The organism is Aminobacterium sp. UBA4987 (genome assembly GCF_002396985.1).
Lineage (GTDB): Bacteria > Synergistota > Synergistia > Synergistales > Aminobacteriaceae > Aminobacterium > Aminobacterium colombiense.
In genome coordinates this window covers 366836-393708 of the sequence record NZ_DGZF01000009.1, presented here as the reverse complement: position 1 = coordinate 393708, position 26873 = coordinate 366836, and the positions used below count along the sequence as shown (strand labels likewise).

Annotated in this window: 29 protein-coding genes and 1 tRNA gene; 7 read left to right on the top strand and 23 right to left on the bottom strand. The window is 44.4% G+C overall.

What is annotated here, in order from left to right:
* Positions 1-59 precede the first annotated feature (59 nt).
* Genes B2U56_RS05985 through B2U56_RS05965 form a run of 5 tightly spaced genes read left to right on the top strand, consistent with a single transcriptional unit; the run spans position 60 to position 4552 of the window.
* Positions 60-773 carry a helix-turn-helix domain-containing protein gene (locus tag B2U56_RS05985; RefSeq protein WP_286952779.1) on the top strand — a complete coding sequence of 238 codons (714 nt, stop codon included), beginning with the start codon at positions 60-62 and terminating at the stop codon, positions 771-773.
* Between the two features lie 44 nt (positions 774-817).
* The gene (locus B2U56_RS05980; protein WP_286952778.1) at positions 818-1636 is read left to right on the top strand and encodes a hypothetical protein; all 819 of its coding nucleotides are present in this window, start codon (positions 818-820) and stop codon (positions 1634-1636) included.
* A gap of 19 nt (positions 1637-1655) precedes the next feature.
* Positions 1656-2525 (top strand): hypothetical protein, encoded by an 870-nt coding sequence (locus B2U56_RS05975; protein ID WP_286677285.1) that lies wholly within the window; start codon positions 1656-1658, stop codon positions 2523-2525.
* Between the two features lie 39 nt (positions 2526-2564).
* The gene (locus B2U56_RS05970; protein WP_349679262.1) at positions 2565-3482 is read left to right on the top strand and encodes an exonuclease domain-containing protein; all 918 of its coding nucleotides are present in this window, start codon (positions 2565-2567) and stop codon (positions 3480-3482) included.
* Between the two features lie 53 nt (positions 3483-3535).
* Complete coding sequence (locus tag B2U56_RS05965; RefSeq protein ID WP_286952777.1) at positions 3536-4552, top strand: DNA adenine methylase; 1017 nt, start codon at positions 3536-3538, stop codon at positions 4550-4552.
* Positions 4553-4555: 3 nt separating this feature from the next.
* Here the strand turns inward: B2U56_RS05965 and B2U56_RS05960 are convergent, their stop codons facing one another.
* The 5 genes from B2U56_RS05960 to B2U56_RS05940 form a co-directional block, all read right to left on the bottom strand.
* The gene (locus tag B2U56_RS05960) at positions 4556-5701 is read right to left on the bottom strand and encodes a tyrosine-type recombinase/integrase (protein ID WP_286952776.1); all 1146 of its coding nucleotides are present in this window, start codon (positions 5699-5701) and stop codon (positions 4556-4558) included.
* Positions 5702-5873: 172 nt separating this feature from the next.
* Positions 5874-5963, bottom strand: a tRNA-Ser gene (locus B2U56_RS05955).
* An 85-nt stretch (positions 5964-6048) separates the two neighbouring features.
* Entirely contained in the window at positions 6049-7119 is a 1071-nt protein-coding gene (locus tag B2U56_RS05950; protein WP_286953109.1) for a peptidylprolyl isomerase, read from the bottom strand.
* A gap of 87 nt (positions 7120-7206) precedes the next feature.
* The gene (polA, locus tag B2U56_RS05945) at positions 7207-9771 is read right to left on the bottom strand and encodes a DNA polymerase I (protein ID WP_286952774.1); all 2565 of its coding nucleotides are present in this window, start codon (positions 9769-9771) and stop codon (positions 7207-7209) included.
* The gene (locus tag B2U56_RS05940) at positions 9768-11390 is read right to left on the bottom strand and encodes a putative manganese-dependent inorganic diphosphatase (protein ID WP_273312455.1); all 1623 of its coding nucleotides are present in this window, start codon (positions 11388-11390) and stop codon (positions 9768-9770) included. Before B2U56_RS05940 ends, polA begins: the two co-directional genes overlap by 4 nt.
* A gap of 130 nt (positions 11391-11520) precedes the next feature.
* On the opposite strand from B2U56_RS05940, the gene gltX reads away from it, so the two are divergent.
* Positions 11521-12840 (top strand): glutamate--tRNA ligase, encoded by a 1320-nt coding sequence (gltX, locus tag B2U56_RS05935; RefSeq protein WP_286952773.1) that lies wholly within the window; start codon positions 11521-11523, stop codon positions 12838-12840.
* Between the two features lie 48 nt (positions 12841-12888).
* Here the strand turns inward: gltX and B2U56_RS05930 are convergent, their stop codons facing one another.
* The 14 genes from B2U56_RS05930 to B2U56_RS05865 are packed head-to-tail and all read right to left on the bottom strand — an operon-like array spanning position 12889 to position 21196.
* The gene (locus tag B2U56_RS05930; RefSeq protein WP_013048646.1) at positions 12889-13551 is read right to left on the bottom strand and encodes a 4Fe-4S binding protein; all 663 of its coding nucleotides are present in this window, start codon (positions 13549-13551) and stop codon (positions 12889-12891) included.
* Between the two features lie 15 nt (positions 13552-13566).
* Positions 13567-14562: a respiratory chain complex I subunit 1 family protein gene (locus B2U56_RS05925; protein WP_286952772.1), complete on the bottom strand. Its 996-nt coding sequence runs from the start codon at positions 14560-14562 to the stop codon at positions 13567-13569.
* Positions 14559-15797, bottom strand: a complete 1239-nt coding sequence (locus B2U56_RS05920; RefSeq protein WP_286952771.1) for a nickel-dependent hydrogenase large subunit — start codon at positions 15795-15797, stop codon at positions 14559-14561. Before B2U56_RS05920 ends, B2U56_RS05925 begins: the two co-directional genes overlap by 4 nt.
* Positions 15798-15809: 12 nt before the next feature.
* The gene (locus tag B2U56_RS05915; protein WP_013048649.1) at positions 15810-16355 is read right to left on the bottom strand and encodes an NADH-quinone oxidoreductase subunit C; all 546 of its coding nucleotides are present in this window, start codon (positions 16353-16355) and stop codon (positions 15810-15812) included.
* Positions 16355-16816 (bottom strand): NADH-quinone oxidoreductase subunit B family protein, encoded by a 462-nt coding sequence (locus B2U56_RS05910; protein ID WP_013048650.1) that lies wholly within the window; start codon positions 16814-16816, stop codon positions 16355-16357. The genes B2U56_RS05915 and B2U56_RS05910 overlap by 1 nt, the downstream gene beginning before the upstream one ends.
* 11 nt (positions 16817-16827) lie before the next feature.
* Positions 16828-17169 (bottom strand): hypothetical protein, encoded by a 342-nt coding sequence (locus tag B2U56_RS05905; RefSeq protein ID WP_013048651.1) that lies wholly within the window; start codon positions 17167-17169, stop codon positions 16828-16830.
* A complete protein-coding gene (locus tag B2U56_RS05900) occupies positions 17169-18734 on the bottom strand; it encodes a proton-conducting transporter membrane subunit (protein ID WP_286952769.1) in 1566 nt (521 codons plus the stop codon). Before B2U56_RS05900 ends, B2U56_RS05905 begins: the two co-directional genes overlap by 1 nt.
* Positions 18731-19078, bottom strand: coding sequence for a sodium:proton antiporter (locus B2U56_RS05895; protein ID WP_013048653.1), 348 nt, complete (start codon positions 19076-19078; stop codon positions 18731-18733). The genes B2U56_RS05900 and B2U56_RS05895 overlap by 4 nt, the downstream gene beginning before the upstream one ends.
* Positions 19068-19550: an MnhB domain-containing protein gene (locus tag B2U56_RS05890; protein ID WP_013048654.1), complete on the bottom strand. Its 483-nt coding sequence runs from the start codon at positions 19548-19550 to the stop codon at positions 19068-19070. Before B2U56_RS05890 ends, B2U56_RS05895 begins: the two co-directional genes overlap by 11 nt.
* The gene (mbhE, locus tag B2U56_RS05885) at positions 19547-19819 is read right to left on the bottom strand and encodes a hydrogen gas-evolving membrane-bound hydrogenase subunit E (protein WP_013048655.1); all 273 of its coding nucleotides are present in this window, start codon (positions 19817-19819) and stop codon (positions 19547-19549) included. The genes B2U56_RS05890 and mbhE overlap by 4 nt, the downstream gene beginning before the upstream one ends.
* Positions 19816-20079, bottom strand: a complete 264-nt coding sequence (locus B2U56_RS05880) for a Na(+)/H(+) antiporter subunit B (RefSeq protein ID WP_013048656.1) — start codon at positions 20077-20079, stop codon at positions 19816-19818. Before B2U56_RS05880 ends, mbhE begins: the two co-directional genes overlap by 4 nt.
* The gene (gene mnhG, locus B2U56_RS05875; protein WP_213700012.1) at positions 20072-20452 is read right to left on the bottom strand and encodes a monovalent cation/H(+) antiporter subunit G; all 381 of its coding nucleotides are present in this window, start codon (positions 20450-20452) and stop codon (positions 20072-20074) included. The genes B2U56_RS05880 and mnhG overlap by 8 nt, the downstream gene beginning before the upstream one ends.
* Position 20453: 1 nt before the next feature.
* A complete protein-coding gene (locus tag B2U56_RS05870; RefSeq protein WP_213700013.1) occupies positions 20454-20696 on the bottom strand; it encodes a monovalent cation/H+ antiporter complex subunit F in 243 nt (80 codons plus the stop codon).
* A gap of 14 nt (positions 20697-20710) precedes the next feature.
* Complete coding sequence (locus B2U56_RS05865; RefSeq protein ID WP_213700011.1) at positions 20711-21196, bottom strand: Na+/H+ antiporter subunit E; 486 nt, start codon at positions 21194-21196, stop codon at positions 20711-20713.
* Positions 21197-21459: 263 nt separating this feature from the next.
* On the opposite strand from B2U56_RS05865, the gene B2U56_RS05860 reads away from it, so the two are divergent.
* On the top strand, positions 21460-22380 hold the full coding sequence (locus B2U56_RS05860; RefSeq protein ID WP_286952767.1) for a DMT family transporter: 921 nt from the start codon (positions 21460-21462) through the stop codon (positions 22378-22380).
* Here the strand turns inward: B2U56_RS05860 and B2U56_RS05855 are convergent.
* From B2U56_RS05855 to B2U56_RS05840, 4 genes are read right to left on the bottom strand one after another with little or no spacing between them, the layout of a single operon-like run.
* A complete protein-coding gene (locus tag B2U56_RS05855) occupies positions 22364-23062 on the bottom strand; it encodes a hypothetical protein (RefSeq protein WP_286952766.1) in 699 nt (232 codons plus the stop codon). The two genes, B2U56_RS05860 and B2U56_RS05855, sit on opposite strands and share 17 nt — an antisense overlap.
* 4 nt (positions 23063-23066) lie before the next feature.
* Complete coding sequence (locus tag B2U56_RS05850) at positions 23067-24926, bottom strand: YgiQ family radical SAM protein (protein WP_286952765.1); 1860 nt, start codon at positions 24924-24926, stop codon at positions 23067-23069.
* Between the two features lie 42 nt (positions 24927-24968).
* Positions 24969-26021 carry a hypothetical protein gene (locus B2U56_RS05845; protein ID WP_286952764.1) on the bottom strand — a complete coding sequence of 351 codons (1053 nt, stop codon included), beginning with the start codon at positions 26019-26021 and terminating at the stop codon, positions 24969-24971.
* A complete protein-coding gene (locus tag B2U56_RS05840) occupies positions 26022-26759 on the bottom strand; it encodes an SIR2 family NAD-dependent protein deacylase (RefSeq protein ID WP_286952762.1) in 738 nt (245 codons plus the stop codon).
* Positions 26760-26873: the final 114 nt, after the last annotated feature.

Sequence of the window (26873 nt, the reverse complement as noted above, 5' to 3'; positions counted from 1 at the left end):
GAACTTTAATCAGATTGATGTTTGCCTTAATTGTGTGTAGAGTAATATGGGTGATTAAAATGTCGTTAGGGAAAAGATTAAAGGCTCTGAGGAAGGTAAGAGGGTTTAAACAAAGAGATTTAGCAAAAGTTCTCGGTATATCCGAGAATACTATGTATCGTTGGGAAGCCGATATGAACGCCCCCTCTGATGAAGATAAAAAACGCTTAGCCTCTATTCTTGGGACATCCATAGCCTACCTTATGGGAGAGACAGAAGAGCCAGCCGCCTCTAAAGAAGCAACTGTTCGAAAAGATTCTATTAGGCATTTTGATCAATGGATTGAAATACCTGTTCTTGATCCAACAGCTATTGCATGTGCCGGACGAGGTAATGGGGGCATGATTGAGATTTATGCTAGCGCTGAAAAAACGATACTTCTACCCATTGATGTCGTAGGAAATATCTCTATAGATGCTGATAAAAAGCCGTTTGCCGTTTTGGTTGAAGGAGATAGTATGGAAGGCGCCGGAATCCCTGACAGAAGCACAGTCGTTGTGAATCCCGCAGAAGAAGTATATGACGGTGATGTTGCCTTAGTTTGTTTTGGCTTGCAAAAAGAATGGGCAATAAAATGGGTATATTTCGACACAAAAGATGGTTCTGTTGAAATCCGTTCTGCTGCCCCCCAATACAAGCCCAGAAGCTTTACTAAAGAAGAAATAAACATGGGACTTTTTTATATCGTCGGGAAAGTGACACTTCTAACGGCGGTTCCAAGGAAAGGAATTTGATCTTTATCTAAAATACACGTTTTACTACTTAAGGAGTGACCAGCATGAAATGTGAAAGGTGCGGCGCTGAATATAGTGGGGATATTTGTCTCCATTGTCTTTGGCGAATGCACTGGGGAGATAAAATACATGACGAGCCACCCCAACAAAGGCGTATGGAGCGAGCTCAACTTATCGCTAAGGTAGATAATCTAGATGCGGTAAAAGGTTCTTGCACAATTAAAGGAAGTAGCTCTACTCCATATATCACTACTCTTACATCCTGCACTTGCACAGACTTTAAACGAGCCTTCAAACGTAAACACACTATCCCTTGTAAACATATTTATTGTCTTGCCCATGAGCTCGGAATTATAGATCTCGGTAAAATTTCCAACGTTGTTATAACTTTCAATGAAGATAAAAAGCACAAAATTGACTCCCTTCAAGAAGATTCCCAAAAAGAACTTTACGCACTTTTGACGCGTTGGATATATGGTCTAGACACTGGCTCATGGATTTATTGCCGTGATGAATCTAGTCATAGAGAGTTGCTTTCTAAAGAAATCTTACAAGAAGTGGATTCACCAGAAAGACTTCTTGTCTTAGTCCACATCAGAGATTTACGCCAAGTCTTAAAAGAAAATAATTTAAAATGTCCACGAACAAAGAAAGAAACAATCAAACTTGTCTATTCACTTTGTCCAGAATCTGTTGATGAACTTAAAAAAGACTACTGCATAGTGAAATTCAAAGAAGAGGCTCGTGGCATCCGAGGTAAAGTACGAACCCATTTGAAAAAGAATTTGTTTCAAGATGATTTCGACTGTACATCAGATGATGCGCTCTATTGGGGAAGTTATATTTACGAACTTTCAGACTAGGTAGGTGGGAATATTCAAAATGAACATAGACACTCTTTCACCCGATGCAAGAACGATGCTTGCTTTTATTTTGCACATCGACATTATCGGACATCAACATGCAGAAGAGATAAACAAAAAACTGCAAAAAGAAGACCCTTCGAAATACAAAAAGCTCATGAAAAAACTCGACTGGCAAACATGGGAGTTGCCAAATAAAGGTATTGAAGAACTACTTGATAAGAATTTTATTTCTTTTGATAAAAAATATAACAGGGGGACAAAAATAAAGTTCCGCTTGAGCAATAGTCTACAAAGAGCAAAAAACGAGCTCTACACCACTTTAAAAAGCGAATTAAAACATGGCATTAACATGTGCCAAGAAACAACGCTGGGTTCCTTGTCAACACTTAAGACATTGCTTAAGGCGTCAAGCACAAATGATAACGATATTCGCTCAGGAAGGATCTTGCAAACTATCAGATGCAAATATTGTTCAGACTGGTATATGCATGTTCCCGACTGTTTTAATGCCGCTTTAGATATACAGCTGATGGAGCGCAACAAAAACACCGTCTCCTTTCTTGCCTGGACCCAAGGCTCTAACTTTGGCTTTGCCAAGGGAGACATTATTTATAAAAACTCTTATGCGGGCTCAAGTGTCTCTCCTTTGATTCAAATCGATGCTGCGTCCCCTGCAAGTATTCAAGATGGGAAACGTTTCCCAGGACATGTAAAGTTTTCATGGCATTTTACAGAAAACAACACATCTCACAGCATGACTCAAGACGAGTTCGTCCACTTCTTGATCAATGGCCCCCAAAAGAAGTTACAAAAACCACTGAAATCCAGGAGAGATTTCACTGATAAGTTGTTACGTAAAGAATGTCAGCTAACGCTTTTTTCTTAAAACTTATATTTGGAAATATGCAGGGAGGAGGTTATTTAAATACTCAACTTTGTAGCTATAGATTTTGAAACAGCGAATGAGAAAAGATGCAGCCCATGTGCTCTTGGAATAGCTATTGTTGAAAATGGCGAAATTACAGAAACAAAATCGTGGCTCATAAAGCCACCTAAAGATTACTATTACTTCAATCCTTTCAACGTTAGAATTCATGGTATTCAAAAACGCAATGTAAAAAACAAGCCTGAATTCAACCAAATATGGGAAGAAGTTAAGCCTCTACTTACAAACGCTACCGTCGTTGCGCATAACGCCTCTTTCGACATTAGCGTTATTCGAAACACCCTTCCCCTTTACAGTTTAGATATTCCAGATTGTGACATTGTTTGCTCTGTCGCTGTTTCCAAAGGAGCATGGCCTTTTTTGTCTTCATTCTCCCTGCCTGTAGTAGCAGGTCATCTAGGATTGCCTCTTATACATCACGACGCGGAAGAAGATGCAAAGTGTTCAGCTGAAATCATTTTGGCAGCGTGCAGGGAGCATAATGTTAACGATTTAAAAAAACTAAAAAAAGAGCTGAGATTCCGCATCGGAGGAATCTGTAACGGGGAGTACACACCTTCAGGAATTCATTTTCCTGCAAGAGCAAAACCGCGACATCCTTCTCCCGAAGAATGTGGCAAAGATCCTTTTCACCCTTTTTACGAGAAAAAGATTACTTTTACAGGAACATTGGTATCTATGACTAGAGAGGAAGCTTTTTGCCTGGTTGAAAAAGCCGGTGGGACCCCTCAACAAGGCGTTACGATGCAAACGAATTATCTTGTGATGGGCATTCAGGATTATTCCCTATTCACTGATGGGGAAAGAAGTGCCAAGACGAAGAAAGCAGAAGACCTGAGAGCGAAAGGTTTTCCAATAGAGATAATGTCTGAGGCTGATTTTTTGAAAATAATTTAGGGGATTTAAGCAATAGAGCCATTTGGCGAATGAAAAAGATGGGGGGCAATAATATGATTTGGTGGGAAAAAACGGTTGAATATAAATTTTTTTTACATATGTTGGAACGCGGGCTTATAAGCATATTCCCTCTTGATGGCAATCCAGAAGAAGCTGGAGATGCCATCCTCAATTTTGAAGGGAATTTTTTACTTATAGAATTTAAAAGGACTAAAAAAGACATCGATTCTGAGAACAAAAAATTTAAGGGAGAAGACGTTTATTTTGAAAATGGAGAGTTACTTCCTCAATTAGGAAATAAAGGGGAAAGCTTTTTTTCAAAGCATAGTGAAGAAGCAAAAGCACATTTTTTTATTTATGGGGAATTTTGTCATGATAGAGCTATCATATGTGCTCAAAATTACTGGTATCCGAAAATTGAGCTAGACACTCCTATTACCATTGGAGAGTGGCATAGACAAAAGGCTATTCAATCTCATGCAGAAGATCTTTCTGGTTCTCTAGAGCTTGCTTTTTCAACGTTCTTTCTTAATCGAACGAACCGTTCAGGTATCATTAAGGGCGGTGTTATTGGAGGGAAAAATCAATCTGGAGAATGGAAACTAAGCGCTCGTTTTTCAAAAAGTAATCTCATTAATCGCATTCAAAGAATTGCAAATCGAAGAGATCAAATAACCCTTTCCCGCATGGATGCGGTAGAGTTCCTTAAAGTATTTCAACATAAGAAGGATTCTGAGCCTTATTTTTTCTATCTAGACCCCCCATATTATGAAAAAGGTGCCGGACTTTACGACAATTTTTATCAGCCAGAGGATCACTCAATCTTAGCCAATTATATACAGAAACTAGAATACCCGTGGATTATATCCTATGATAACGTTCCTGAAGTTCGTAAGCTTTATAGCGACTATCGAGCAATTACATATTCCCTTAACTATACAGCGCAGACAAAAGAAGTAGGCCATGAATTTATGGCTTTTTCTAATGGGCTTACTCTACCTAATGACATTCGTCAAAAAAAATCTTCCTTTGGCTGCATGCGGGATGTCATAGCAGTGAATTGGAATTAACGTTTATTTCAACTCCTCCAGCCAATTCCCCCACCACTGCATCATTTCTCGTCTCTCCGGAAGATACTCCGCATAGTTATAGGCAGCACGAACAGAGTTACCTTCAACGTGAGCAAGTTGACGCTCAATCACGTCAGGAGCCCATCCATGTTCATTCAACACCGTGCTTGCCATGCTCCTGAATCCATGCGGAGTCATCTCTTCTTTCGTGTACCCGAGCCGCCTGATTGCGGCAAGAAGAGTATTCTCGCTCATAGGTCTGTCTTTTGTTCGAGTTGACGGGAATAAATACCTACTATTTGCTGAAATAGTTTTCAATGTTTTAAGAACGCCCAGTGCTTGAGAAGAAAGAGGTACGATATGTAGCCGCCGCATTTTCATCTTCTCAGCGGGAATGCGCCACTCTTTTTTATCTATGTTAATCTCTGACCATTCAGCCTTCCGCAGTTCTCCAGGTCGAACAAACGTGTAGGCTAAAAAAAACAAGGCATTTTTCACCTGCAAGGTATTCATGCTATCTATTGATCGCATAAGCCCGGCGATATCTTCCTTGTTCGTTAAACTTGCATGGTGCACAACAACCTTAGGCGTTAGAGCTCCTTTTAAGGTCGCTGTAGGGTCCCCAGTGCATCTTCCTGTGGTAACACCATATCTGAACACCTGTCCGCATATTTGACGTACCCTGTGAGCTGTTTCGACCTTGCCTTGGGCTTCTATTTGACGTAGTACTTGCAGAATTTCAATAGGTGTTATTTCGGGTATGGGCCTAGTACCAAGAGCAGGAAAAAGATATCTTTTTAATCGAGAGGCTACTGTTTCTATGTGCCCAGGGCTTCTTACACCTTCTATTTTTTTCTTAAACCACTCTGTTGCAACGTCCTGAAAAGATCGTGTTCTATCGTTTGATAGTGGTTGGCCAGTTCGAGCGATAGCCATTTTTGCCTGATCTCGAAGATCTCTAGCTTCTTTTAGTGTTATTGCGGGATATTGCCCTAAAGATTGTTTATATTCTTTTTTGTCAACCCAATACCTTAACCGCCAGTATTTTTTACCGCTCGTCATGATCTCCAAATACAGACCATCGCTGTCAGAAAGCATATATCTTCTCTCTCTCGGCTTTGCCTTGCGTATCGCAGTATCAGTCAGCATTGACAGTCTCTCCTTATGTGTACGGTCAGAGATTTTGTTGTGTCCGGCTCTGTGTCCGGTTTATCTCCGGTACCCCCCGATTTTAGCCGTAAGGTGTCGGACTGTCAAAATAGAAAAAACCCGCTTATCAAGCGGGTTTTCGTACTTCTTCGTAATTGCTTGTTTTATTAAATGGCGGAGAGAGAGGGATTCGAACCCTCGGGGGCGGCAAAGCCCCACTCACTTAGCAGGCGAGCGCCTTCGACCACTCGGCCATCTCTCCTTAGACTGCGGGAACTATTCTATTAAGGGAACCTAGTTCTGTCAAGCTTTTTCAAACTTTTATTTCTTGTTATGTAGTCTTCCTATTAGTCTTTTTTCTCTTCTTTCTGCTCATCTGCGACTGGCTGAGTTGTGTTTTCCGCTTCTTGTGTTTCTTCTACTGGTTTTGGGAAAATAGATTCATCCAAAATAACAACTTTCGCATTTTCTTTAAGTTCGCTGACAAATTTCATCTGGGCTTCTTCGTTCTTTTGATTCGTCAGCAGAGCTTTGATATCGTTGCTGACTTCATCAAAGGAAACAGTGCTCGCTTCAAGAACCTCTTTATTGAGAACGACCATTATGTCGTTGCTCGTAATCTCGATGGGAGGAGCTACCTGGCCAACAGAAAGGTCTTTCAGCGTTTCGAATTTATCCTGCATGCCTGACTCAGGAACAAAGACTGGAGCTTCATAGCCAATGCTTTCTTTCTTGTCTTCTGAAGTTACCTCTTCCAGCAGGGCATCCCACTTGGAGCCGTCTTTTTTTAGCTCTTCGTAGATTTTGTCTGCCGCTTCTTTATTGCTGAAACGGGCATAAACAACCTTTCGCCCTGCCGGCCGGCTAAAGAAAGCATCCTTGCCTTTGTCGTAGAATTCCTGAACTTCTTCAGGGGTCACCACAACTGTGCTCGCAGCCTGCTCAACAACCTTCTGTTGAGAAAGCTGGGTGCCTATATTGGCTCTCAAGGCATCCATCTTGATGTCATTGTCGGAGAGATGCTTCTGAAAGGCCTCTATCGTAGGGAACTGGGAACTTATCTGTTTGATAACATCGTCAATTTCCTGATCAGAAGCTTTAACTCCCCTGCTTTGAACAGCTTTGGCCAGCTCTGTTTCTATGATCATGCCGTCAAGAACAGCCTGACGGATCGCCATCAAATCATTGGATGAAACGTCTTTTACATTGTTTCTCTCTACATAGTTCATTACGTTTGCTTCTAAGGTTGAACGCATAACTTTTTTGCCGTCTATCTCAGCAACTGCGTAATCTTGTACCCCTTCTCCCTTTGGAGCTCGCTGCCGCCCGCTGAAGCCATACATCCCAAAAATTGAGAGCACAAAAATAACGACAAAACCAAACATGATCCAACGCATATTTTCCCTTAATGAACGCATTAACAAAGCACATCTGCCTCCCTTGACATAAACCAATGCTAACGGCGTATTCTAACATATATTCGACTAATAAGGCTACGTAAAAACCTAGACTTCTGCCAGAGAATGCCCCCAGGTTGCTTCTACTTTAAGGGGTACGGATAGCGTGGCCGCTGATTCCATAATGTCTGTCAAATCTTTTACGACAGCTTCTTTTTCTTCTGCTGCACACTCACAAACGAGAGAGTCGTGAATTTGCAAAACAAGATGAACATTCTGCCGTTTCTCAAAATGCTTATAAAATTTGATCATGGCCATTCTGGCAATATCAGCAGCTGTTCCCTGAATAGGGGTGTTTACTGCGATACGTTTCAAGGCTCCTCGATCCCGCGGGTTCACAGAAACTTCATCCAGCGGACGAATTCTGCCGAAGTCTGTAACAGCATAACCACGTTTCCTGGCGTCCTGATAGCTTTTTTCAATATAATCCCGAACCTTCGGGAGGGCCCTAAAGTACCTGTTAATAATATCTCCTGCCTCTTGCTGTCCGATGCCTAGGCGGCTTGCCAGGCCAAAAGAACTCATGCCATAAAGAAGGCCGAAGTTTACAACTTTCGCGAAACGACGAAGTTCCGGCGTTACCATCTGGGGATTTACATTAAAGATCCAGGATGCTGTTTCTGTATGGATATCACGCCGTGCTTCAAAGGCTTCTTTTAAACGTTTCTCATCACAGAGATGGGCTAAAACTCGAAGTTCTACCTGAGAATAGTCTGCGGCTACAAATATGTTTCCGTCCTTATGAGGGACGAGCCCCTCTTTAAGACGGGTGGACCATTGTCCAAAGGCTGGCAGGTTCTGCAGGTTGGGGTCTCGGCTGCTCAGGCGTCCTGTTCCGGTAGAAGTGGATTCGAAAGTACCGTGGATCAGGTCTGTATTTTCATCAGCGGCACTCACAAGGGGATGAACAAAGCCAGATCGCATTTTAGAAAGCTCGCGGTGTTCAAGTATAAGTTCCGGCACTTCTTTCTCAGGGAGCCCCATTTTAACAAGTTCTTCAAGAACGGTAACGTCGGTGGAGTACCCTGTTTTTGTTTCTTTTATAGGCGGCATGTTCAATTTTTCAAAAAGAAGCCAGGCCACCTGTTTCGGCGAGTTGAGATTTATCCGTTCTCCGCCCTTTTCTGCTATGGTATCTTCTATTTCAACAATTCTTATTTCAAGGTCTGAATCCAGATCATTGAAGGATTCTCTATTAAGGCCTATCCCCCACGTTTCCATACGCCATAACACTGGAATAAGTGGGAGCTCAACATCTCGCATGAGCTTATCCAGGCCTTGATACTGAGCGATATTGCTGCTTAAGTCATTTTTTACTCTCCAGAGCTGCCCTGCGATTTCCACTGGATCCGCTATGCTTTCTGCGGCCCAGCTTTCTGGACCGTGGGATTTTGCATCGGGGTGCAGTAAATAGTGGGCGATTTGGGCATCCCACACACGGTCACTTAAAGGAGCGTCTTCTTTAAAAAAACCCTGCATCATTTTATAATCAGAAGTTATGACATTACCTGTCTTTAGCCACTCAAGAAGGGAAGCTGGTGCGGCATGAGCATTTACGACGCCATGCCAGTAGCTTCCGCTCTGGGCCCGCAGGGCAATACGGGCCTTTTCCAGCTTCATGGGGTAAAAACCCTCAGGAAGACAGTAAAAGGCCAATTCTTTTTCATGCAGGATTTCCGCCAGGTTGCCCTCCACTGCTTCGCCTATTTCAAGCTGAACCTCTTCCTTTGTTGTTTCGTATTCCCCCGATTTTCTAACCCGATCCAGAATCTTGTGCAGGCCCAGACGCCGGCAGAGCTCTTCAAAGGATTCAAAGTTCACTTCTGTCTGCGTGAACTCTTCCACTGTTAAGGGGAGATCGCACTTTAAACGTATCAGCTCGCGACTTTTAAACGCCGTTTCCTTCGCTTCTATAAACTTTTTTTGCAGCCCTGGCTTTAGTTCATCAAGGTGGTCATAAATATCTTCGAGTGATACGTATTGTGAGAGTAGTTTTTTTGCTGTTTTTTCTCCCACTCCCGGAACTCCCGGTATATTATCCACTGCGTCACCTAGAAGGGCTAAGTAGTCTGGCATGACAGAGGGAGGGAACCCCCATTCCTCTTCAAAGGAAGCCTCATTGTATTCCGTAAAAGTCGAGACCCCTTTTATGGGGCGGATGATTCGAACTCCGGGCTGAAGCACCTGAAGAATATCCTTATCTGAAGTAAGAGCGATAACCTTTACACCAAGCCTTGCGGCGCCGCACACCGCCGAGGCGATGACATCGTCAGCCTCTACCCCTTCTTTCACCACTACTTTAATGCCCATAGCCCGTACCACTTGCTGCAGCAAGGGAACTTGCACCTTGTACTCTTCAGGTGTAGGGCGACGTCCCATTTTATATTCCGGGTAGATCTCGTGCCTGAACGTAGCTCCTGGAGCGTCGAAAACAACGGCTGTCATGTCAGGGTGGCAGTCATCTATAGTTTTGAACATCATGTTGATAAAGCCAAGGATCGCGTTTGTTGGCGTTCCATCTGGCGCCGTCAGTTCAGGCAATGCATAAAAGGCACGAAAGGCAAGGGCATGGCCGTCTACAAGAAGTACCGTTTTATCTTTCAGGGTATTCAACTCCTTTTTATTGCTTCTAACAACTGTGGTATTACCTGCTTTTTTCTCGAAATGACCTTGGGCAAATAAAAGCTTCCGCCGCTTATTGGCACTCCGAATGCGCTGGAAAGAAATTCTTCATGGTTTCCTACGTACAAAATTTCTGAACCTTCATTAATAATATCAGTAAGCATAAGAAGAAGCATATCATAGCTTCCCTGGAATTTTCGCTGTTTCATAAAATCGAGAAGGGCTTTTCTATGAAAAGAACGCTCCGTATTATAGAAAAACACCTGACTGATGCCGACCTTAAAATCAGCAACATCAAAAATTTTAAAATCTGTAAAGAATATCTCTTCTGCAGATTTCCCCTCAAGAGAGGTCCCCGCCTCAAACATGGAGCGGGAGAATGTCTCGATATCCATACCTGCAATTGTTGCAAGCTCCTGGGCGGCTTCTCTATCCTGAGTGCTGCTAGTGGGCGATTTGAACATAAGAGTATCAGAGATGATGGCCGCACACATAAGCCCGGCAATTGACGATGGCGGCTTTATCCCGTTGTCTCTGTAAAAGCCATATACAATAGTCGCAGTACATCCTACAGGGCGATTTATAAAAACAATAGGATATAGCGTTTCTATACTCCCTATTCTATGGTGGTCAATAACTTCAAGTATTTGAGCCTGCTCCAGACCTTCTGCAGATTGTGACTCTTCGTTATGGTCAACCAATATTACCTTTTTCCCGGTAATGTTGAGAAGGTTCCGGCGTGATAACATTCCTACAGGAATTTTATTGTCGAGTATTGGGAACTGACGATATTTATGTTTAAGCATAATCTCTTTTGCGTCATCAACCTCTTCTTGAAGACTGAAGGTAATGAGTGATTGAGATTTTGCTACATACTGAACTGGTATGCTTTGCCCAATACGCTTAACTGTTGTGAAAGTATGGTATGGCACTGTGATAAGGTTGACCTTTTTCTCTTTAGCCAGATTTAAAACTTGATCTGAAACCTTTGAGCCCCCTGTTATTATAAGAGTGTGGACTTCTTTCTTCAAAACTGAGATCTGCACATCTTCTCGATCGTCTACGATGATGAGTGTTTTCTCATCAAGTCGTCTTTCCAAAGTCGCCAACTCCATTGCAGCCACAAGAATGTTGCCGCTGAAGGTTTTTTTGTAAGAACACAAAATCTGGCCGTCGAGGGTGCGCTCTATGTTTTCAAGGGGAATAGCCACTCTTGAAAGGTCTTCTGATATTTCAAGGCTTGCTCTTGCTATGTCTCCTACTGTCACAAGTCCAATGAAAAAGCCTTCTTCATCCACTACATTGACCGTATTTGTAATGTTTTTACCCATAATGTTCCAAACATCGGATAGGGGCGTTTCTTTTTTAACTGAAACAGGCTCATCGAAAGCTATGTCAGAGAGCTGTGTGTAAAGGTTTTCGATCAGCTCAGGAACCGGTTCCTTGAAATAATCAAAGACAAACCCTGTTTCATTGTTTACAGGGCCAAGTCTAACCGGAAAGTAGTTGTTTTGGGGGGAAATGATCCTCTTAAAGTAGCTGTAGGCTATGGCAGAACAGATAGAGTCAGTATCAGGATTTTTATGCCCCATAACATAAATAGTATTCATTTCGAACCTCCTCCCATGGAGGAATAATTTGCTCTTATATTATATTATTGAAAGAAGTTTGGGAGAAATATATTAAGAACATGTATAATAGCTGCGTTGATGAAATTTGATGTGAGGAGGCAATTTAGAAATGAACAAGGAAGCACGTGTCCGTTTTGCCCCAAGCCCCACAGGCGCCTTGCATATAGGTGGAGGGCATACGGCGTTGTTCAACTGGCTTTGGGCCAGGCATACAGGTGGAAAGTTCATTCTTCGCATAGAAGATACCGACCGCGAACGTTCTACGAAGGAATATGAAGAGACCATTATGGCTGGGATGACATGGATGGGTCTGGACTGGGACGAAGGCCCTGATATAGGAGGCCCTTACGGTCCTTATCGCCAGTCAGAACGGCTGGAAATCTACCATAAATACGCACAGCAGCTTCTTGATGAGGGCAAAGCCTACACTGAGGGCCCTGCGATAATCTACAAGGTACCAGAAGGGATATCCCTTGCTTTTGACGATATTGTTTACGGCCGAATCGAAGTTAGAAGCGAAACACTGAAAGATATTGTCATGATCAAAAGCGACGGCATGCCTACTTACAACTACGCTGTGGTCATCGATGATTACACCATGGGCATTAATTACGTCATACGAGGGGAGGACCATATTTCAAACACCCCCAAACAGCTGCTCATTTATAAGGCGCTGGGGTGGGAAGAACCCCAATTTGCCCACCTCCCCATGATTCTTGGAAAAGATAAGAAAAAACTTTCTAAACGTCATGGCGCTACAAGCGTATATGAGTATCGCGATCTGGGATATATGCCAGATTCTGTGTTCAACTTCCTCGCAATCCTGGGCTGGTCTCCTGGAGATGACAGGGAAGTCTTTTCCAGAGAAGAGGCCATTAAGCTTTTTGATCTTAAAAGGGTCACAAAGCGTGCTGCTGTCTTCGACATGGACAAACTCAACTTTATCAATCAGGAGCATCTCAAGGAGCTTGACCCCATGGTTCGCCTGGAAATGGTGGAACCCTTCTGGAAAGAAGCGATGTTGCCTGTTGAAAAGCATTCAAGGGAATATCTTGCCCAGGCTCTCGAGCTTATGGGCGGACGTGGAAGAACAACCAAAGAGCTCGCCGAATACTCCGATTACTTTGTCTCTTTTGAGCCAGTGAAAAATAGATACGATGGAAGCGACGTGTCGGAGGAGGATAAGAAAGTTCTTCGCGCTTTTTTCGGGGATTTTCTAAAGATCGATTCATGGAAAGCAGGGGCCATGGAAAAATTTGCCCGTGACTGGTCTAATGAAAAAGACGTTAAGATGAAAAATCTTGCCATGCCGTTACGATGGGCTTTGACAGGCGTAAAAGTAAGTCCTGGGATTTTTGAAGTGGCGGAACATCTGGGTCGGGATGAAGTAAAAGAACGACTGGCCTATTATGGATTTGTAAACCCGTAAAATAACTTAGGGGGGCTTGAAGCCCCCCCTAAGTTATTTCTGGATATCTTATTTTTCTTCCGGTGCCGCTTTGGCTGCCTGAGCAGCAACTTCGACCTGATGGATCGCATCCTTCGGACAAAGTTCGGCACATTTGCCGCATCCCACACACTTTTCCTTGTCTATGACATGGGGCTTTTTCAATTCACCGCTAATTGCGTTGACGGGGCAGTTTCTAGCGCATTTTGTACATCCAATGCACTTTTCCTCGTCTACTTCATACTTCACTGCGCTTTCAACTACAATATCTTCTTCCTTTTTCTTTGTTGGGCCCGAATCGCGAACTATTTGAGCCTTCCGATCGTAAGAAGATATCAAATACTCCTTCGACATGGAGAGGCACTTCACCGGGCAAATTTCAGTGCATTGAGCGCAGAAGCAGCAACGATCTACGTGGATCTGTATTTTCTTTTCTTCCTCAAGAAACTCTATGGCATTCGCGGGACACACGCGAATACAGAGCTTGCACCCTATACAGCGTTCCTTGTCATAATCGAGCCGACCGCGAAAATAGCCCTGGGGCTCAATAGGCGGATTGAGTTTTATTTTTCCCTCCTCCGCTGCTTTCAGTGCGGCAGTAAGAGAGTCAGGCATAGAAGGCACCGGGAAGGGATTTGTAAAAACTTTGTCCACCCATTGGCGCAAAAGCTGTAACGACATTCTGTTAAGCATGGTCATCCCCCTCCCTTAAAGGATTACATCAATAGACAACAGAATCATGCCGGCCAAAGAAAGACCAGCAATTTTAACCCAGTAGAACTGGGAAGCCTGCCATATTTTCAGTCGCCCAAAGGCTGTTCTGATAAATGTAACGCCAAAGACCTGCACCGCAAAGACTTTGACCCAGAACCAGAGGAAGTCAACGACAAAAAGCAGCGGCCCTGTAAAGCTAAAGACCTTTCCAAGGGACCAAGGAAGGAACAAGGCCACTATGATCGCTGACATGGCCAGGGCTCTCAAGGCAAAAGTAATTTTAAATAACGCCAGATTTGTGCCCGAGTATTCTATAATGAGTCCCTCAAGAATCTCTGTCTTCGCTTCAGGAATGTCCATAAAGCCCTTTCCTGTTTCGCCAGGAACCACCATGAGCAAAGCAGCAAAAAGACATAGAAGACCAAGAAGTCCCATTTTGCCCACTATGCCCCAGAGAGGCATTCCCACAAAGGTTTCAAGGCTAAAGGGCTGTCCTGGAATGCCATGCTTGTAGGCTACCCAGGCCATTGTTGTGACAACTACTGCCAAGGGCAGCTCATAGCTCATCATGAGAATCATCTCACGCTGGGCGCCAACATTGGCAATGGGGTTTCCACTGGCAAATCCTCCTATGGCCATGGCGACACCGGCAAGACCGAGAAGATAGATAACAAGAATCAAATCGCCCTCAGTTCCAAGTATGGGCGGTAAAGAGCCGATAGGGATATAAAGAAATAGCAACAACATAGTTGCCGCGGCTACCCAAGGGGCTCCGTTAAATGCCCATTTCACTGCTCTTCTGGGAACGATATTTTCTTTTCCAAGCAATTTCAGAATGTCGTAAAAAGGCTGAAAAAGAGGCGGTCCCCACCGCCGCTGCATTCTGGCATGGATAACCCGGTCTGCCCCATCAAAGAGAATGGCCACAACTGATACGAGCAACATTAGGGCAATGCCTGCCACTAGTTTCATTACTACGTTGATAATCATGCCTTCTTCAGCCTCCTCGTCTTTTCTCTGCTCATTTCCAACAGCTGATTTTTCGAGTAGACCTGTCCGGCCTTTTCACTATTTCCAGTGATAAGGGTTCTTTCCATACAGGAGATACATGGATCAATGCTATTAATAATAAGAGGGGCATCGGCCAATTCGTTGTTGCGGAACATTATTGGCCATGAAACAGCGTTGGAATAGGTCGGGGCTCTCACTTTCCACCAATAGACGTTCTCCTGGCCGCCTTTCAGTCTTACTACGTGAGTATCATCTCCACGGGGAGCTTCAATAGAACTCCATCCTTCTCCATCAGCAGCCTTTAGAATATTCAGCACTTTCACAAGGCTTTTCTCAAAAACGATGTCTCCCTCTGGAAGTCCTTCGATAATCTTTTCAAGAATGTCAAGAGATTGGTAGAGCTCAAGAACCCGCACGAGGAAGCGGTCAAAAACGTCGCCATAGGCCTTTCCAAAATAATCCTGGGGTACCACAGGTTTTACATCAAGGTCGGCATAGGCTTCATAGGGTGAAGACCAGCGAAGGTCGCACCTCACCCCGCTAGCCCGGGCAGTGGGCCCAAGGGCGCAGTAGCGCATAGCCTCTTCGTATGTAAGAATTCCAACGTTGCGCATTCTGGCATGAGCCACTGGATCCTCTGTTACCACATCGTAAAATGCTCCCAGTTCGTCCCGATAAAACTGGACCATTTCTTTGATCACGCGGACTGTTTCCGGGGTAAGGTCCCATCGGACACCGCCGACAGTGCCAACACCATAATTTACGCGGTTCCCAGTATAGGACTCGAGGACATCCATAACCTTTTCACGAAGCACCATGCCAAGGTGAAATGCGGAGTCAAATCCAATGCTGTAACATGCCACTCCAGCCCACAGGGCATGAGAGTGGACTCGTTCAAGTTCAAGCACTAGGGCCCGAATATACTGGGCTCTGGGAGGAACTTGTATTTGAGCGGCATCTTCCACTGCCCTTAAAAAGGCAGTAATATGGCTGAAAGAACAAATTCCACAGATCCGCTCTGCAAGATAAATTATCTGAATAGGGTTTCGCTCACGTGCCATAAACTCTATTCCTCTGTGAATAGCACCTGGACGAACCCTTGCGTCTACTATTTTTTCTCCGTCAAGGTCGAGCCATGCTGTAATGGGTTCTTTCAACCCTACATGGACAGGACCTATCGGCACTTTGTATGTCTGAGTTTTTCCACTCGCCATAATCGTCCCCTCCTAAGAGAGTTCCCGAAGGTGTTCAGCATCAGGACCTGTTTCGTCTCTGCGCCACGGTTTAATCGACTCATCCCAGTCTTCGGGAAGAAAGACAAGAGCCTTGTTCTGAAGTCCTTCAAAATCTATTCCCAACATTTCACGCATTTCCCGTTCGCTATACTCTACTCCCGGAATGGTTTTGAAGAGAGAGGGCATGACGAGGTCAGATTTAGGAATTGCCACGCTCACTGTTACACCCAATCTTTTATCGCGACCCGCTACCCTGAAAAGACTGAAGTGATAATTCAATGACACAACATCACCATCGTCATTGCCTGAGAGTACGTGGAAATGAAGGAAATCGAACCCGAAAAGAAACTCCACCAACTCAAGAAACTTCTCTCTTGATGTGGTCAGCCATATTTGGTTGTAGATCACTGCCTGATCATTTCCGGCACGGTATTCTCTCACGTCTTTCACCACATTCTCACCAAAGGAATCTCGAAGAGATGAGAGAACGTTTTCAAGAGGAAGAGCGTTCTGTGCGTAGTTCATTGGAGTCTTCATTATTTATCAACACCTGCCTTAAGCAGTTCTTCCCGCTTTGATTCCAGCTTCAAGACAGCCTTCGCCACTCCTTCTATAATGGCTTCTGGGCGTGGAGGGCAGCCATGGACATATACATCCACTGGAATAATGTTATCGACTGGGCCCTCAAGGCTATAGGATTTATAGAAAACATCCCCAGATGCGCCACAGTTCCCAACAACAACTACAACCTTAGGATCCGGTATCTGGTTATAGATTCGCAGCAGCCGATCCTTCATATACTTCGTTACCGGGCCTGTAACCACTAACACATCAGCATGCCGGGGCGTTCCAACAAGTTTCATGCCAAAGCGCTCTATATCATAACGGGGGCTGATTGTAGCGACAATTTCGATGTCACATCCGTTACATGATCCGGAGTTACATGTCATAACCCAAAGGGATTTGGGCAACACTTCAAGATATTTTTCTAGCCTCATCTTTCAGCCTCCTAAACCACGAGGATCAGCGCAGCTATCACTGCGGCGGAAAGCACAAAATATCCCATATAGTCGCGCATATGGCCACTATGCATGGAGATCAAAACCTTGTAGTAAGGTTCCAGTGCTTTTCTAAATCCCCAGTAGGAAGAACTGGCCGGCACAGAAATTTCCGCCCCATCTTCAGGGACGACGTTACCAGACCAATAAATCTCATCCTGCTCTGTTCCTTCTTTATAGTCACGCCGCCCTACCGAACGAAGCCAGAGGGCAAAAAAGGAGGCGATAAAAAAGAAGATCAGCCAGGATATGACATCCCAATAACCAAATCCTGTGAAGACCTTATTCCACATTACAGCCCACCTCCCATAACTGCTTGTATAAACCCGCCCTGATCCACAAGAGCCTTAGCCGCTGGCTCCACTAAATGGGAAAGAGCCCATGTGGGGAAAAGGGAAAGACCAATAATTGCCACCGTCAAAACGGCCATACCCACAATCATGCTGGTGGGAACTTCTTTTACCGTTGCGTAGCAGGCTTTCTCCGGCCCCAGATAGGCAGTCTGAAAAACCTTTACGAAAGATGCCAAGGTAAGCACGGACGTTACAAGGGCAACCACTGCCAAGAACGGATGTACTGCGAAAACTGACTCGTAGATAAGTAGTTTCGATACAAAACCATTGAAAGGCGGAAGTCCTGAAATAGCCGCGGCCGCAATGGCAAACATAAATGTGGTATAAGGCATTTTCCGAGCCAAACCCCCGAGTTTGTTTAAATCCCTTGTTCCGGTGGCATAGTAAAGAGCTCCTGCGGTCAAGAAGAGCAGGGCCTTATACATGGTGTAGTTAAAGATATGGTAGATACCGCCTTTCATAGCAGTAAACCCATAATCGGCCATAGCCTGAGGGCTTCTCAGCGCCAACAGACCTACGCCAAGGGCCAAAAGCATGTACCCTACCTGGGAGATGGAGTGATATCCCATGAGACGTTTCACTTCGTGCTGAACTACAGCCATTGAAACGCCGAAGAACATGGAAGCAGTTCCAAGAATAACAATTACCCAGGGAATAAAAGAGCTGCCGAGAGTGGCGCCATACAAGCTGAAGCAAACTCTCATCAAGCCATAAAATGATGCCTGGCTTACTGCAACGAGAAGGCATGTGACTCCTGCCGGAGCTTCTGCATAGGCATCTGGCATCCACATATGCATGGGGAAGGTTCCGCACTTCATTGCCAGCGCTGCTACAAGGAATGCCAAGACGCTCTTTTCCACAACGCCAAGCTGAAGCATATGGGCCACTCCTGCCATGTTCAGGACATTGTAGCGTCCATAAAGCATGCCGATGGCTATAAGCACCATCATCGCTGCAAGCTGGGATACCAGCATATATTTTAAGCTTGCCTCAACGGCTTCGGGCCGATCTCTCCAGAAGGCGATAAGACCGAAGGATGCCGCTGAAGCTATTTCGAGAAATACAAAAAAGTTGAAAAGGTCTCCAGTAACCATAAGACCCAGCATTCCTGTTGTCAGAAGAAAATAGAGAGATGTAAAACGGCTCATACCCGAAAAGCGATCCATAAAATGGACTGAATAGAGTGCACCGGCAAAGGAAACGATACTGCCGGCCAACGCCATAAATGCGCTGAAGGCATCTATCTCAAGAATAATCCTTATGGGATAAGCCATACCAGAAGGAAGGGTGAGAGTAGTCTGTTCCCCTCCCATCACATAGACCATCACGCCGTTGGCCGTAACAGACTTCCAAATTAAAAATGCTAAAACCAACGTTAAAAACGAAAGACTGACCATCCAAACGTTTCGCAGCGTCTTTCCGCCTAATGAAAATAGAGGCGTTGCGAAGGCCCCAAGAAGAGGGATGGCCAATATTAATGCTGGAAGGTGTTCTTGCCAGTTCATCCTCGCAACCTCCGTATTTCGTCAATATTCAAAGTTCCATAATGGCGATAGATCAGCATCAAGAGCGAAAGCATGAGAGCTGTTGTCGCCAAAGCAATAACGATGGCCGTCAGAGTTAAAGCCTGGGGGGTGGGCAAAACCATGAATTTCTCCCCACCTGCAAGATATCTCACAGGAATTGAGCCGCCGGTTCTATAACCGAGCACAATGAGAAACATATTCGTTGCCGATTCAATAACGCTGATGCCAATGGCTATTTTAAACAGGTTCCTTTCTGTCAAAACGGCAACAAGCCCTATGAGGAACAGCACGCCAACTACAAAAAAAGGAGCATTACCGATCATGGCCGCTTTCCCCTCCTATCTCGTAGGTATCGAAGAGGCGTGTGCCTTTGAACATGTGAATAATGAGAAGGGATAATTCTCCAACCACCTCAAACCCCACCGCAAGGTTCATCAATGCTATAGTTCCTGAAGGATGGAAAATACCATGGCCCGACTTCGCTACTTCCGCTGCAGGAATAGAAATAAAGTTATAAAAGAAGGAAGTGGGCATTCCCATAAATCCCAAAACTATAAAGCTTAGAAGGCCAAAGCCTATCATTCCATTATAGATGCCCTCGTTAAGCCAGTTTTTGAGTCTTTTCCAACCATAGGCAACAAGCAGAAGAGCAATAAAAGTGGCCGCCACTGCTCCTCCCTGAAATCCTCCGCCGGGAGTCATAACTCCATGAATAATCACGTAGGATCCGAACACGACCATAAACCAGGCGAAAATATCGCAGCCCGTTCGAACAACTACTGATAGAGGCTTCATTTCTTTTTGCCCCCTTCCCTGAAAAGAGCTAAGACGGAAGTTGCCGCTGTGAAAAGGACAGCAGCTTCGCCAAGAGTATCAAACCCTCGAAAATCAAAAACAATGGATGTGACGGCATTTTCAGCAGAACGATCTGCCATTGCGTGTTCCAGAAAATAATTATCCATAGCTACCTGGCCCGGTTCACCAAAAGGATGAATGGTATCGAGGGCTCCCCAGACCAAACCGCTAAGAATAAGAGCCGCAATTACAAAGAGTGTTTTCTTCATCGCATGTCACCCCCGGTTTTAGTCCGAGCTTTTCCGCAACCTCTTAAGGCGATAAGATAGATGGCCGTGCTAAGCCCTGCACCTATGCCTGCCTCTGCTATGGCTACATCTGGGGCTCGCAAGAGGTAAAATTCAATAGCTAGTATCAAACTGAAAACACCAAGGGAAATAACCGACGACAAAAGGTCGCGAAACCAGATGGCAAAAAAAGCCGAAATAACGAGCAACGTGAGTATAGCTATATGGAAAACTTCACTCACTGACAACACCACCTTTACGCTCTTCTGCCTCAGCCAGACGGTCCACCACTGCCATCTTAGGTAAAATGCCGCTTCTATGGGCTGCTCGCGCTATGGCATGTGCCCCAGTCGCATTCGTAATAAGAAGCACCATAACAGCTATAAGAGCGTGAATAATGAGAACTGCAAAACGGCTCCCCCCACCTTGATACATGCGAAAGGCTGCATAAGCCACAACACCAAGCGACATAAAGATACTGCCAAATGTTGTACATTTCGTAGCCCCATGAAGCCTCGTATAGACATCTGGGAACCGATACAAAGAAATTGCACCGAGAGTATTGAAAATAAGCCCTATAATTACAAGAATACCAACGACATACTGCTCAGCCACGCTACATCCCTCCCTCTATAAAACGGGCAATGAACATGGTCCCTACAAAGGAAAGGGCTGCATAAACAATGGCTACATCGATCATGACCACAGAATCGTACACCGCTGACAACAAGACCATAATAGCCACCACCAGAGTATTTACTGTATCTAAAGCGACAGCTCTATCAGGTATTGTAGGTCCGGCGATGAGACGGCCAAAAATTATAACGGCCAATATACCCAAAACTGCAGCTCCCCACATCAATAGTTGAGTACTCAATCCGCTAACCTCCTTGCCCAACGTGCAAAAGAACCATACACCTGCTCCTCCTTAGGAGACACATCAAGAACATTGATCCAGTGGATATAATAGGCCCCGTCATCGTCTACATCCACTGTAAGTGTTCCTGGAGTTAACGTAATAGAATCTGCAAGGATCATCTTTGCCAGATCAGTTTTCAGGCCTGGCTCCAGTTTGACTATCCCTGGATTGATATGTCCCGTAACGACTCGCATTGCAACATCGAAGTTGGCTTTGATGAGTCCTATCGCAAAAGGTACACAGAGGTAATAGATAAAGGTAAGCCAATGAAGAGGATTCAAAATTTTGAAACTGAAAGATTTTGTGGGGTTCCATGAATGAAAGGCGAATGCAAGAACAGTAGCAAGAACAACTCCTATACCTACCTCAAACACAGGTATGCTGCCTCCAGACCAAACAAGCAGAAGATACATTGATAAGGATGCGACAAAAACAAACAATGTTTACACCCCCTCTACGTAAAGTATATTCAATTAGCATACATTATACTCCATTCAACTTTAAATTGTAAATGAAAGTTCCTTTCTTTCAAAAGTAAGAACCCTCTCTCTGACATGATTGGTTCTTTTTTTATATGTCTTATTCCCTTTAGTTCTTTAAATTAATTGATCTATTTAAACTATAGTTTATAATATCTATGGTGATAAGGTTTTTATGATATACTTTAAAGTCTTGTAGGAAAATATATATAGGAGTGTCGTCTATGCCCTGGTTAAATCGTTATAAAGTACTTATCGCTGATGGTGCCCTTGTCCTCATAGCATTATTCTGGGGCGTAGGATTTGTAGCTATGAAAGATGCCCTCGTTAGTTTTTCCCCTTTCTGGCTGCTGGCCCTTCGATTCACAGCCTCTTTCATTCTTATGGCCATCATCTTCAAAAAGCGTTTGCGAAAGCTTACGGCTGCCAACCTTAAAGCGGGTCTTTTAATAGGGGTTTTCCTCTTTCTCGGCTTCGCTACACAAACAATCGGGCTGACATTCACTTCTCCAGGTAAACAGGCTTTTATAACCGCAACCTATGTTGTAATCGTTCCATTTCTTTCGTGGGGACTGAAAAAAATCTTTCCCGGCTACCTCTCTTTCGTTGCATCCCTCATTTGCCTTGCAGGGATGGCCCTTCTCACTCTTCAAGGCAATGGTGATACACTCTCTACTTTTAACAAAGGTGACTTGCTGACTTTTGCCTGCGCTATTTTCTTCGCGTGTCATATTCTGGCAATCGAAATGTTTGCTTCCAAGATGGATCCGCTAGTGCTCGCTACTCTTCAGATTGGAACTACAGCGCTCCTGAGCATTGCCTGTGCCCTGTTATTTGAAGAATGGCCCGGTTCCATTGCATCAAGCGCATGGTGGAGTATCGCTTTCACAGTTCTCTTCTGTACTGTATTTGCCCTTTCCATTCAAAATGCAGCTCAAAAATTTACACCTTCAACCCATGCTGCGATCCTACTCAGCCTAGAATCTGTATTTGGAGCACTTTCTAGCGTTCTGCTACTTGGTGAAATTTTTACTATCCCTATGGTTTTGGGATGTTTATTAATCCTGATTGCCGTCTTACTCACTGAAATTGGTCCCACTTTATTGGGAAAACTGCAAATTATCAAGACTATTTTCTATCTTTAGAGGATATATCGCAAGATGCAACATCATCTGAAACAACATCTTCAGATACAACTTTTGCTTTCTTTTCCTCTGGCGGTAGTTCACCAAGTAATTTCACTCGATCTGCCGGGATGGTAAAGGTGAACCCTATTTTATCTCCCCTGACCTCAAGTTCGGCATCCGATATCTCGGCATCTATTCCCGGTATGAAGTCAAGGGTTCCCTGCATTGTCTCTTTGGCTTCCTCTTCAATGGATTCTTTGAGCTTCTGTCCTTCTTCCAGAATATCGTCAACTACGGGAAGGGAAACCATATTCTCCTTCGAAGCTTTCTTTGGCTTTATCTGAGCCTGTATTTCCCGCAATTCTTCTTCCCTTGATTTTTGCTTTGGAAGAACCTCGGGCTGTGATGGATGTTTTATATCCACCTTTAGGGGTGCCTGCTGCTTTTTCTGGGGGGAAACCGGAGTTCCTTCTCTTTTAACCGGAGTGGCTGCTATTCCAGAAGAAGGCTTCTGGTTTGAGGCAGGAGCAGTCATTTTTGTGGTGGGGGGCATGATAGGGAGGGTTTCAGAAAGATGAAGCTGTGGAGAGCCGTTTTCTGAAACTTTTAGATTTTCTCTCATGTTCAAATACAATAAACTTCCCGTCATGGCCCAAATAAAAGCAAGGACACAAGCCAAAAGAAAGGGAAATCTCTTCATCTCTCTAGTGCCTCCTCTTAGACTTGCCTTTCTCGCACCTTTCTTGTCTTTCTCTTAATTCTTTTTTTTCTGGCGGGACAAGACATTTTTCGCCCCACCCTATAAGATCTTCACGACCGGCAATCTTTAATGCTTCTCGCACAAGACGATGGTTAGAAGGGTTACGATATTGCAACAACGCCCTTTGCAATTTTCTTTCATGGCTGCTTTTAGGTACATATACCGTTTCCCTTGTTAACGGGTTGATTTCTGTGTAATACATGCAGGTGGCCAGGCTTCCGGGGGTTGGGATAAAATCCTGAACCTGTTCAGGCATGAAGTTAAGATCTCGCACAAATTCTGCCAGTTCTATTGCTTCTTTCAAACCAGCCCCGGGATGGCTGGAAATAAAATATGGCACAAGATACTGTTTTTTCCCCAGTTTCTTATTCATATTCTCATATTCCTTCATAAACTGTTCATATACATTTTTTCCTGATTTGCCCATTAATGTGAGCACATTCTCTGAAACATGCTCCGGAGCCACTTTTAACTGGCCACTTACGTGATACCTGCAAAGCTCCTCGAGAAAGCGTCTACTGCTCTTTTTATCCGCTAGAAGGTAATCGAAGCGAATTCCAGATCTTATAAAGACCTTTTTGACACCTGGTAACGCTCTAAGCTTGTGCAATAGCTCTAAGTAGCCTTCATGATCTACACGTAAGTTCCCGCATGGAACAGGGCCAATGCACTGTTTGTTCTTACATGTTCCTCGCAGGAGCTGCTCATCGCACGACGGTCGGTTAAAATTCGCAGTGGGCCCCCCGACATCGTGAATATATCCCTTAAAACCAGGGAGCTTCGTCAGGAGGATGGCCTCGTCCATGACGGATTCTTCTGAACGGCTCTGAATTATTCGGCCCTGATGAGACGTTATGGCGCAAAAAGCACAGCTTCCAAAACATCCTCGGTGAGTAGTGAGGCTGAACTCCACTTCCTTGAGAGCAGGCACCCCTCCTTCCTTTTCATACATGGGATGCCATGTGCGTGTGTAGGGAAGCTGATAAACAGCATCAAGCTCTGATGTGCTCAAAGGTGCAGCCGGTGGGTTCTGGACAACGTAGAAATTATCATGACGCTGTACTACCGTTTTCCCTCTCACTGGATCCTGTTCAAGATACTGAATGCGAAAAGCTTCAGCAAAGGCCGCCTTATCACTCACAACAGATTCGAAAGAAGGACATTCTTCATAATCCCAAAGTCTTTCAATACTCTGGTTTTTATAGCAAGTTCCATGTATATCCCGTATTTCTGAAACCGGTATCCCCTTTTTCAATAGCTCTGCGATCTGGCTGATCTGCTTCTCTCCCATTCCATACACCAGCAAATCAGCCTGGCTATCAATAAGGATGGAACGACGAACAGCATCTGACCAGTAATCATAGTGGGCAAACCGGCGCAAACTCGCTTCTATCCCGCCGATTATAAGAGGAATGTTCCCCCAAAGTTCACGAATACGATTGCAGTAGGCTATAGTCGCCCGGTCTGGGCGCTGCCCAGCCTTTCCTCCAGGGGAATAACTGTCCGTGCTTCTGCTTTTTTTAGAGGCTGTCAGTTTGTTCAGCATTGAGTCAAGGTTGCCAGCTGAAACAAGTACTCCCAATTGAGGGCGTCCCAACCTGGCGAAGTTCTTCGTGTCACGCCAATCTGGCTGCGGTATAATACCCACCTTAAAGCCTGCATTTTCAAGGATGCGCGTTATAATGGCATGGCCGAAACTAGGATGATCAACATAGGCATCAGCACTTATGAAAAGGAAATCAAGGATGTCCCAGTCTCTTTGCTCCATATCTTTTTGCGATACTGGTAAAAAGGAATACGTCAAAAAAACCTCTCCTCAAAAAATATTTGGAATAGGATATTATAATCACTCATCGTCCTTTTTGGGTAGTTTCTCAAGAATCGCCCGCTCAATGTTTTGTATTTCCAAACGCTCTTCTTCGTCGAGAGCCGTCATTACCTCTTTTCTAAATGCCATTGCCAGGGCAGTCCGCGGCCTTTCCCGTTCACTTCTAGGCACATCTTCCCCCCCTGGAATCTCTCCCCACGATATTTTTTTCCTGTTAAAGTAAAGATCGAGGTCGACAAACCGCTCTCCTGTTTCTGTATATTCAAGCCCCATGAGGGCTCTTTTTACCATTCCTGAGTCAAGGAAGGTCAATATGCGTATGCAATAGACCGGTACAGGCATGAGAATGTGTGCATAATCTTTGCCCCATCCCTCTCCGATGGTAATGCTGATCTCCAGTCCTTCCAAAGTCAGCCTTAGTCGTCGAGAGTGAAGCCAGTACTGCTTGTTTGCATCATAAACACGAATTTCCATTACGTTCCAATCGCGGCTGCCCAGACCAGCATTGAAATAGTGGAGAGCTCTGTTGTTCAGTCGTTTAAAGAGCTCTTCAAAGGGCATGTCTATAAAAAGAGCTTCTTCAAAAAGATCGCCCTCTTTAAATGCCAAACCATGTTTTAAAGACTTTTCTGTAAAACAAACAGGAACGCCGCTAGCCTCTGAAAGAAAAATTAGATCTGAAGATACCTGCCCGCACCGGCCGCCAAAGTCATTCTGAATTTCTTTTAGCACTGTGCGATAATCACCAAATACTCTAAAGAAAATGACCCTGGGCAACCGTTCTACATATTCAAATACATCTGTTGCTTTTTCGTTAATAATACGCTCCAATATTTTGTCGGGGTGATTCGTGGTGACTAGAATAACTGGGAGGGTCTCGGTACAAGCCTTCAAATCGCTGACAAGCAAAACTGCCCTGCTCTCTTCAACTGATGCCAATGTTTCTTCAAAGGACCTTTCATTAGCGGAAAAAAGTTCAACATCGAAATTTTGTTGTAGCCATTGTACAATCTGCACTTTATCTCCTTTAAGAACAAGCATCGGAGCTCCTTTTCTAATGACGTTAATCATTTAATGGCCCCCCTCTCTATGCATTATCTGTTGAATTCTTTCTAAAGCATCCACAAGGTTTTCACGGACTACAAAAGATGCCATAGAATCATATTGGGTGGGTTCTCTGTTGAGAATAATAAGCTTAGCTCCAGCCTCATGGGCCTCTAAAGGGAAAAAATTAGCAGGTGAAACATTTAAGGATGATCCCAGAACCATAAAAACATCACTTTTTAATGAAAGTTCATGAGCCCGCCTCATAGGGGTATCGGCCAACATTTCACCAAAAAGGACCACTCCTGGGCGAAGGATGCCTTTGCAGTCTGGGCATAACTCTTGCGTTAACAAGAGCTCAGAAGAAAATTCTTTTTTACAGCGGTGGCACCTCGCTTTCCTAAGGGTGCCATGGAGCTCTACAACATTCCTACAGCCGGCTTCCTGGTGAAACCCGTCAACATTCTGGGTTATTATACCTTGGAGAAGGTTTTCATCTTCCCATTTTGACAATATGCAGTGACCAAGATTCGGCGAGGCATTCTTCAGAGCATTGATACGATATCGGTAAAAATTCAGAAAGGCTTCTCTATTATTTTTCATTGCGTCTATAGACGCCAAAGCCATTGGATTATAACGAGACCATAGACCCTGGGAAGATCTGAAATCAGGCAAACCCGATGAGGTGCTCATCCCCGCACCTGAAAAAATAACGAGGTGATGAGCGCTGCTTAGACATTCCGCAATTTTTTCATATTGGTTCATACCCATCCCTCCTGAGAATTATCTTCTTCTCATGATGTAAGCATGCGACAGTCTAAATAATAGTTTAGCATGTTCAGCCTGATTCAAAATCTTTTAGAGTCCATGCCATGGTAT

Excerpts from the sequence above, each read along its gene's own strand:
- B2U56_RS05985 (WP_286952779.1), top strand. The coding sequence starts at position 60 with ATGTCGTTAGGGAAAAGATTAAAGGCTCTGAGGAAGGTAAGAGGGTTT.
- B2U56_RS05980 (WP_286952778.1), top strand. The coding sequence starts at position 818 with ATGAAATGTGAAAGGTGCGGCGCTGAATATAGTGGGGATATTTGTCTC.
- B2U56_RS05975 (WP_286677285.1), top strand. The coding sequence starts at position 1,656 with ATGAACATAGACACTCTTTCACCCGATGCAAGAACGATGCTTGCTTTT.
- B2U56_RS05965 (WP_286952777.1), top strand. The coding sequence starts at position 3,536 with ATGATTTGGTGGGAAAAAACGGTTGAATATAAATTTTTTTTACATATG.
- B2U56_RS05960 (WP_286952776.1), bottom strand. The coding sequence starts at position 5,701 with ATGCTGACTGATACTGCGATACGCAAGGCAAAGCCGAGAGAGAGAAGA.
- B2U56_RS05950 (WP_286953109.1), bottom strand. The coding sequence starts at position 7,119 with ATGCGTTCATTAAGGGAAAATATGCGTTGGATCATGTTTGGTTTTGTC.
- B2U56_RS05940 (WP_273312455.1), bottom strand. The coding sequence starts at position 11,390 with ATGAATACTATTTATGTTATGGGGCATAAAAATCCTGATACTGACTCT.
- gltX (WP_286952773.1), top strand. The coding sequence starts at position 11,521 with ATGAACAAGGAAGCACGTGTCCGTTTTGCCCCAAGCCCCACAGGCGCC.
- B2U56_RS05930 (WP_013048646.1), bottom strand. The coding sequence starts at position 13,551 with ATGCTTAACAGAATGTCGTTACAGCTTTTGCGCCAATGGGTGGACAAA.
- B2U56_RS05925 (WP_286952772.1), bottom strand. The coding sequence starts at position 14,562 with ATGATTATCAACGTAGTAATGAAACTAGTGGCAGGCATTGCCCTAATG.
- B2U56_RS05920 (WP_286952771.1), bottom strand. The coding sequence starts at position 15,797 with ATGGCGAGTGGAAAAACTCAGACATACAAAGTGCCGATAGGTCCTGTC.
- B2U56_RS05915 (WP_013048649.1), bottom strand. The coding sequence starts at position 16,355 with ATGAAGACTCCAATGAACTACGCACAGAACGCTCTTCCTCTTGAAAAC.
- B2U56_RS05910 (WP_013048650.1), bottom strand. The coding sequence starts at position 16,816 with ATGAGGCTAGAAAAATATCTTGAAGTGTTGCCCAAATCCCTTTGGGTT.
- B2U56_RS05905 (WP_013048651.1), bottom strand. The coding sequence starts at position 17,169 with ATGTGGAATAAGGTCTTCACAGGATTTGGTTATTGGGATGTCATATCC.
- B2U56_RS05900 (WP_286952769.1), bottom strand. The coding sequence starts at position 18,734 with ATGAACTGGCAAGAACACCTTCCAGCATTAATATTGGCCATCCCTCTT.
- B2U56_RS05895 (WP_013048653.1), bottom strand. The coding sequence starts at position 19,078 with ATGATCGGTAATGCTCCTTTTTTTGTAGTTGGCGTGCTGTTCCTCATA.
- B2U56_RS05890 (WP_013048654.1), bottom strand. The coding sequence starts at position 19,550 with ATGAAGCCTCTATCAGTAGTTGTTCGAACGGGCTGCGATATTTTCGCC.
- mbhE (WP_013048655.1), bottom strand. The coding sequence starts at position 19,819 with ATGAAGAAAACACTCTTTGTAATTGCGGCTCTTATTCTTAGCGGTTTG.
- B2U56_RS05870 (WP_213700013.1), bottom strand. The coding sequence starts at position 20,696 with ATGTGGGGAGCTGCAGTTTTGGGTATATTGGCCGTTATAATTTTTGGC.
- B2U56_RS05860 (WP_286952767.1), top strand. The coding sequence starts at position 21,460 with ATGCCCTGGTTAAATCGTTATAAAGTACTTATCGCTGATGGTGCCCTT.
- B2U56_RS05855 (WP_286952766.1), bottom strand. The coding sequence starts at position 23,062 with ATGAAGAGATTTCCCTTTCTTTTGGCTTGTGTCCTTGCTTTTATTTGG.
- B2U56_RS05845 (WP_286952764.1), bottom strand. The coding sequence starts at position 26,021 with ATGATTAACGTCATTAGAAAAGGAGCTCCGATGCTTGTTCTTAAAGGA.
- B2U56_RS05840 (WP_286952762.1), bottom strand. The coding sequence starts at position 26,759 with ATGAACCAATATGAAAAAATTGCGGAATGTCTAAGCAGCGCTCATCAC.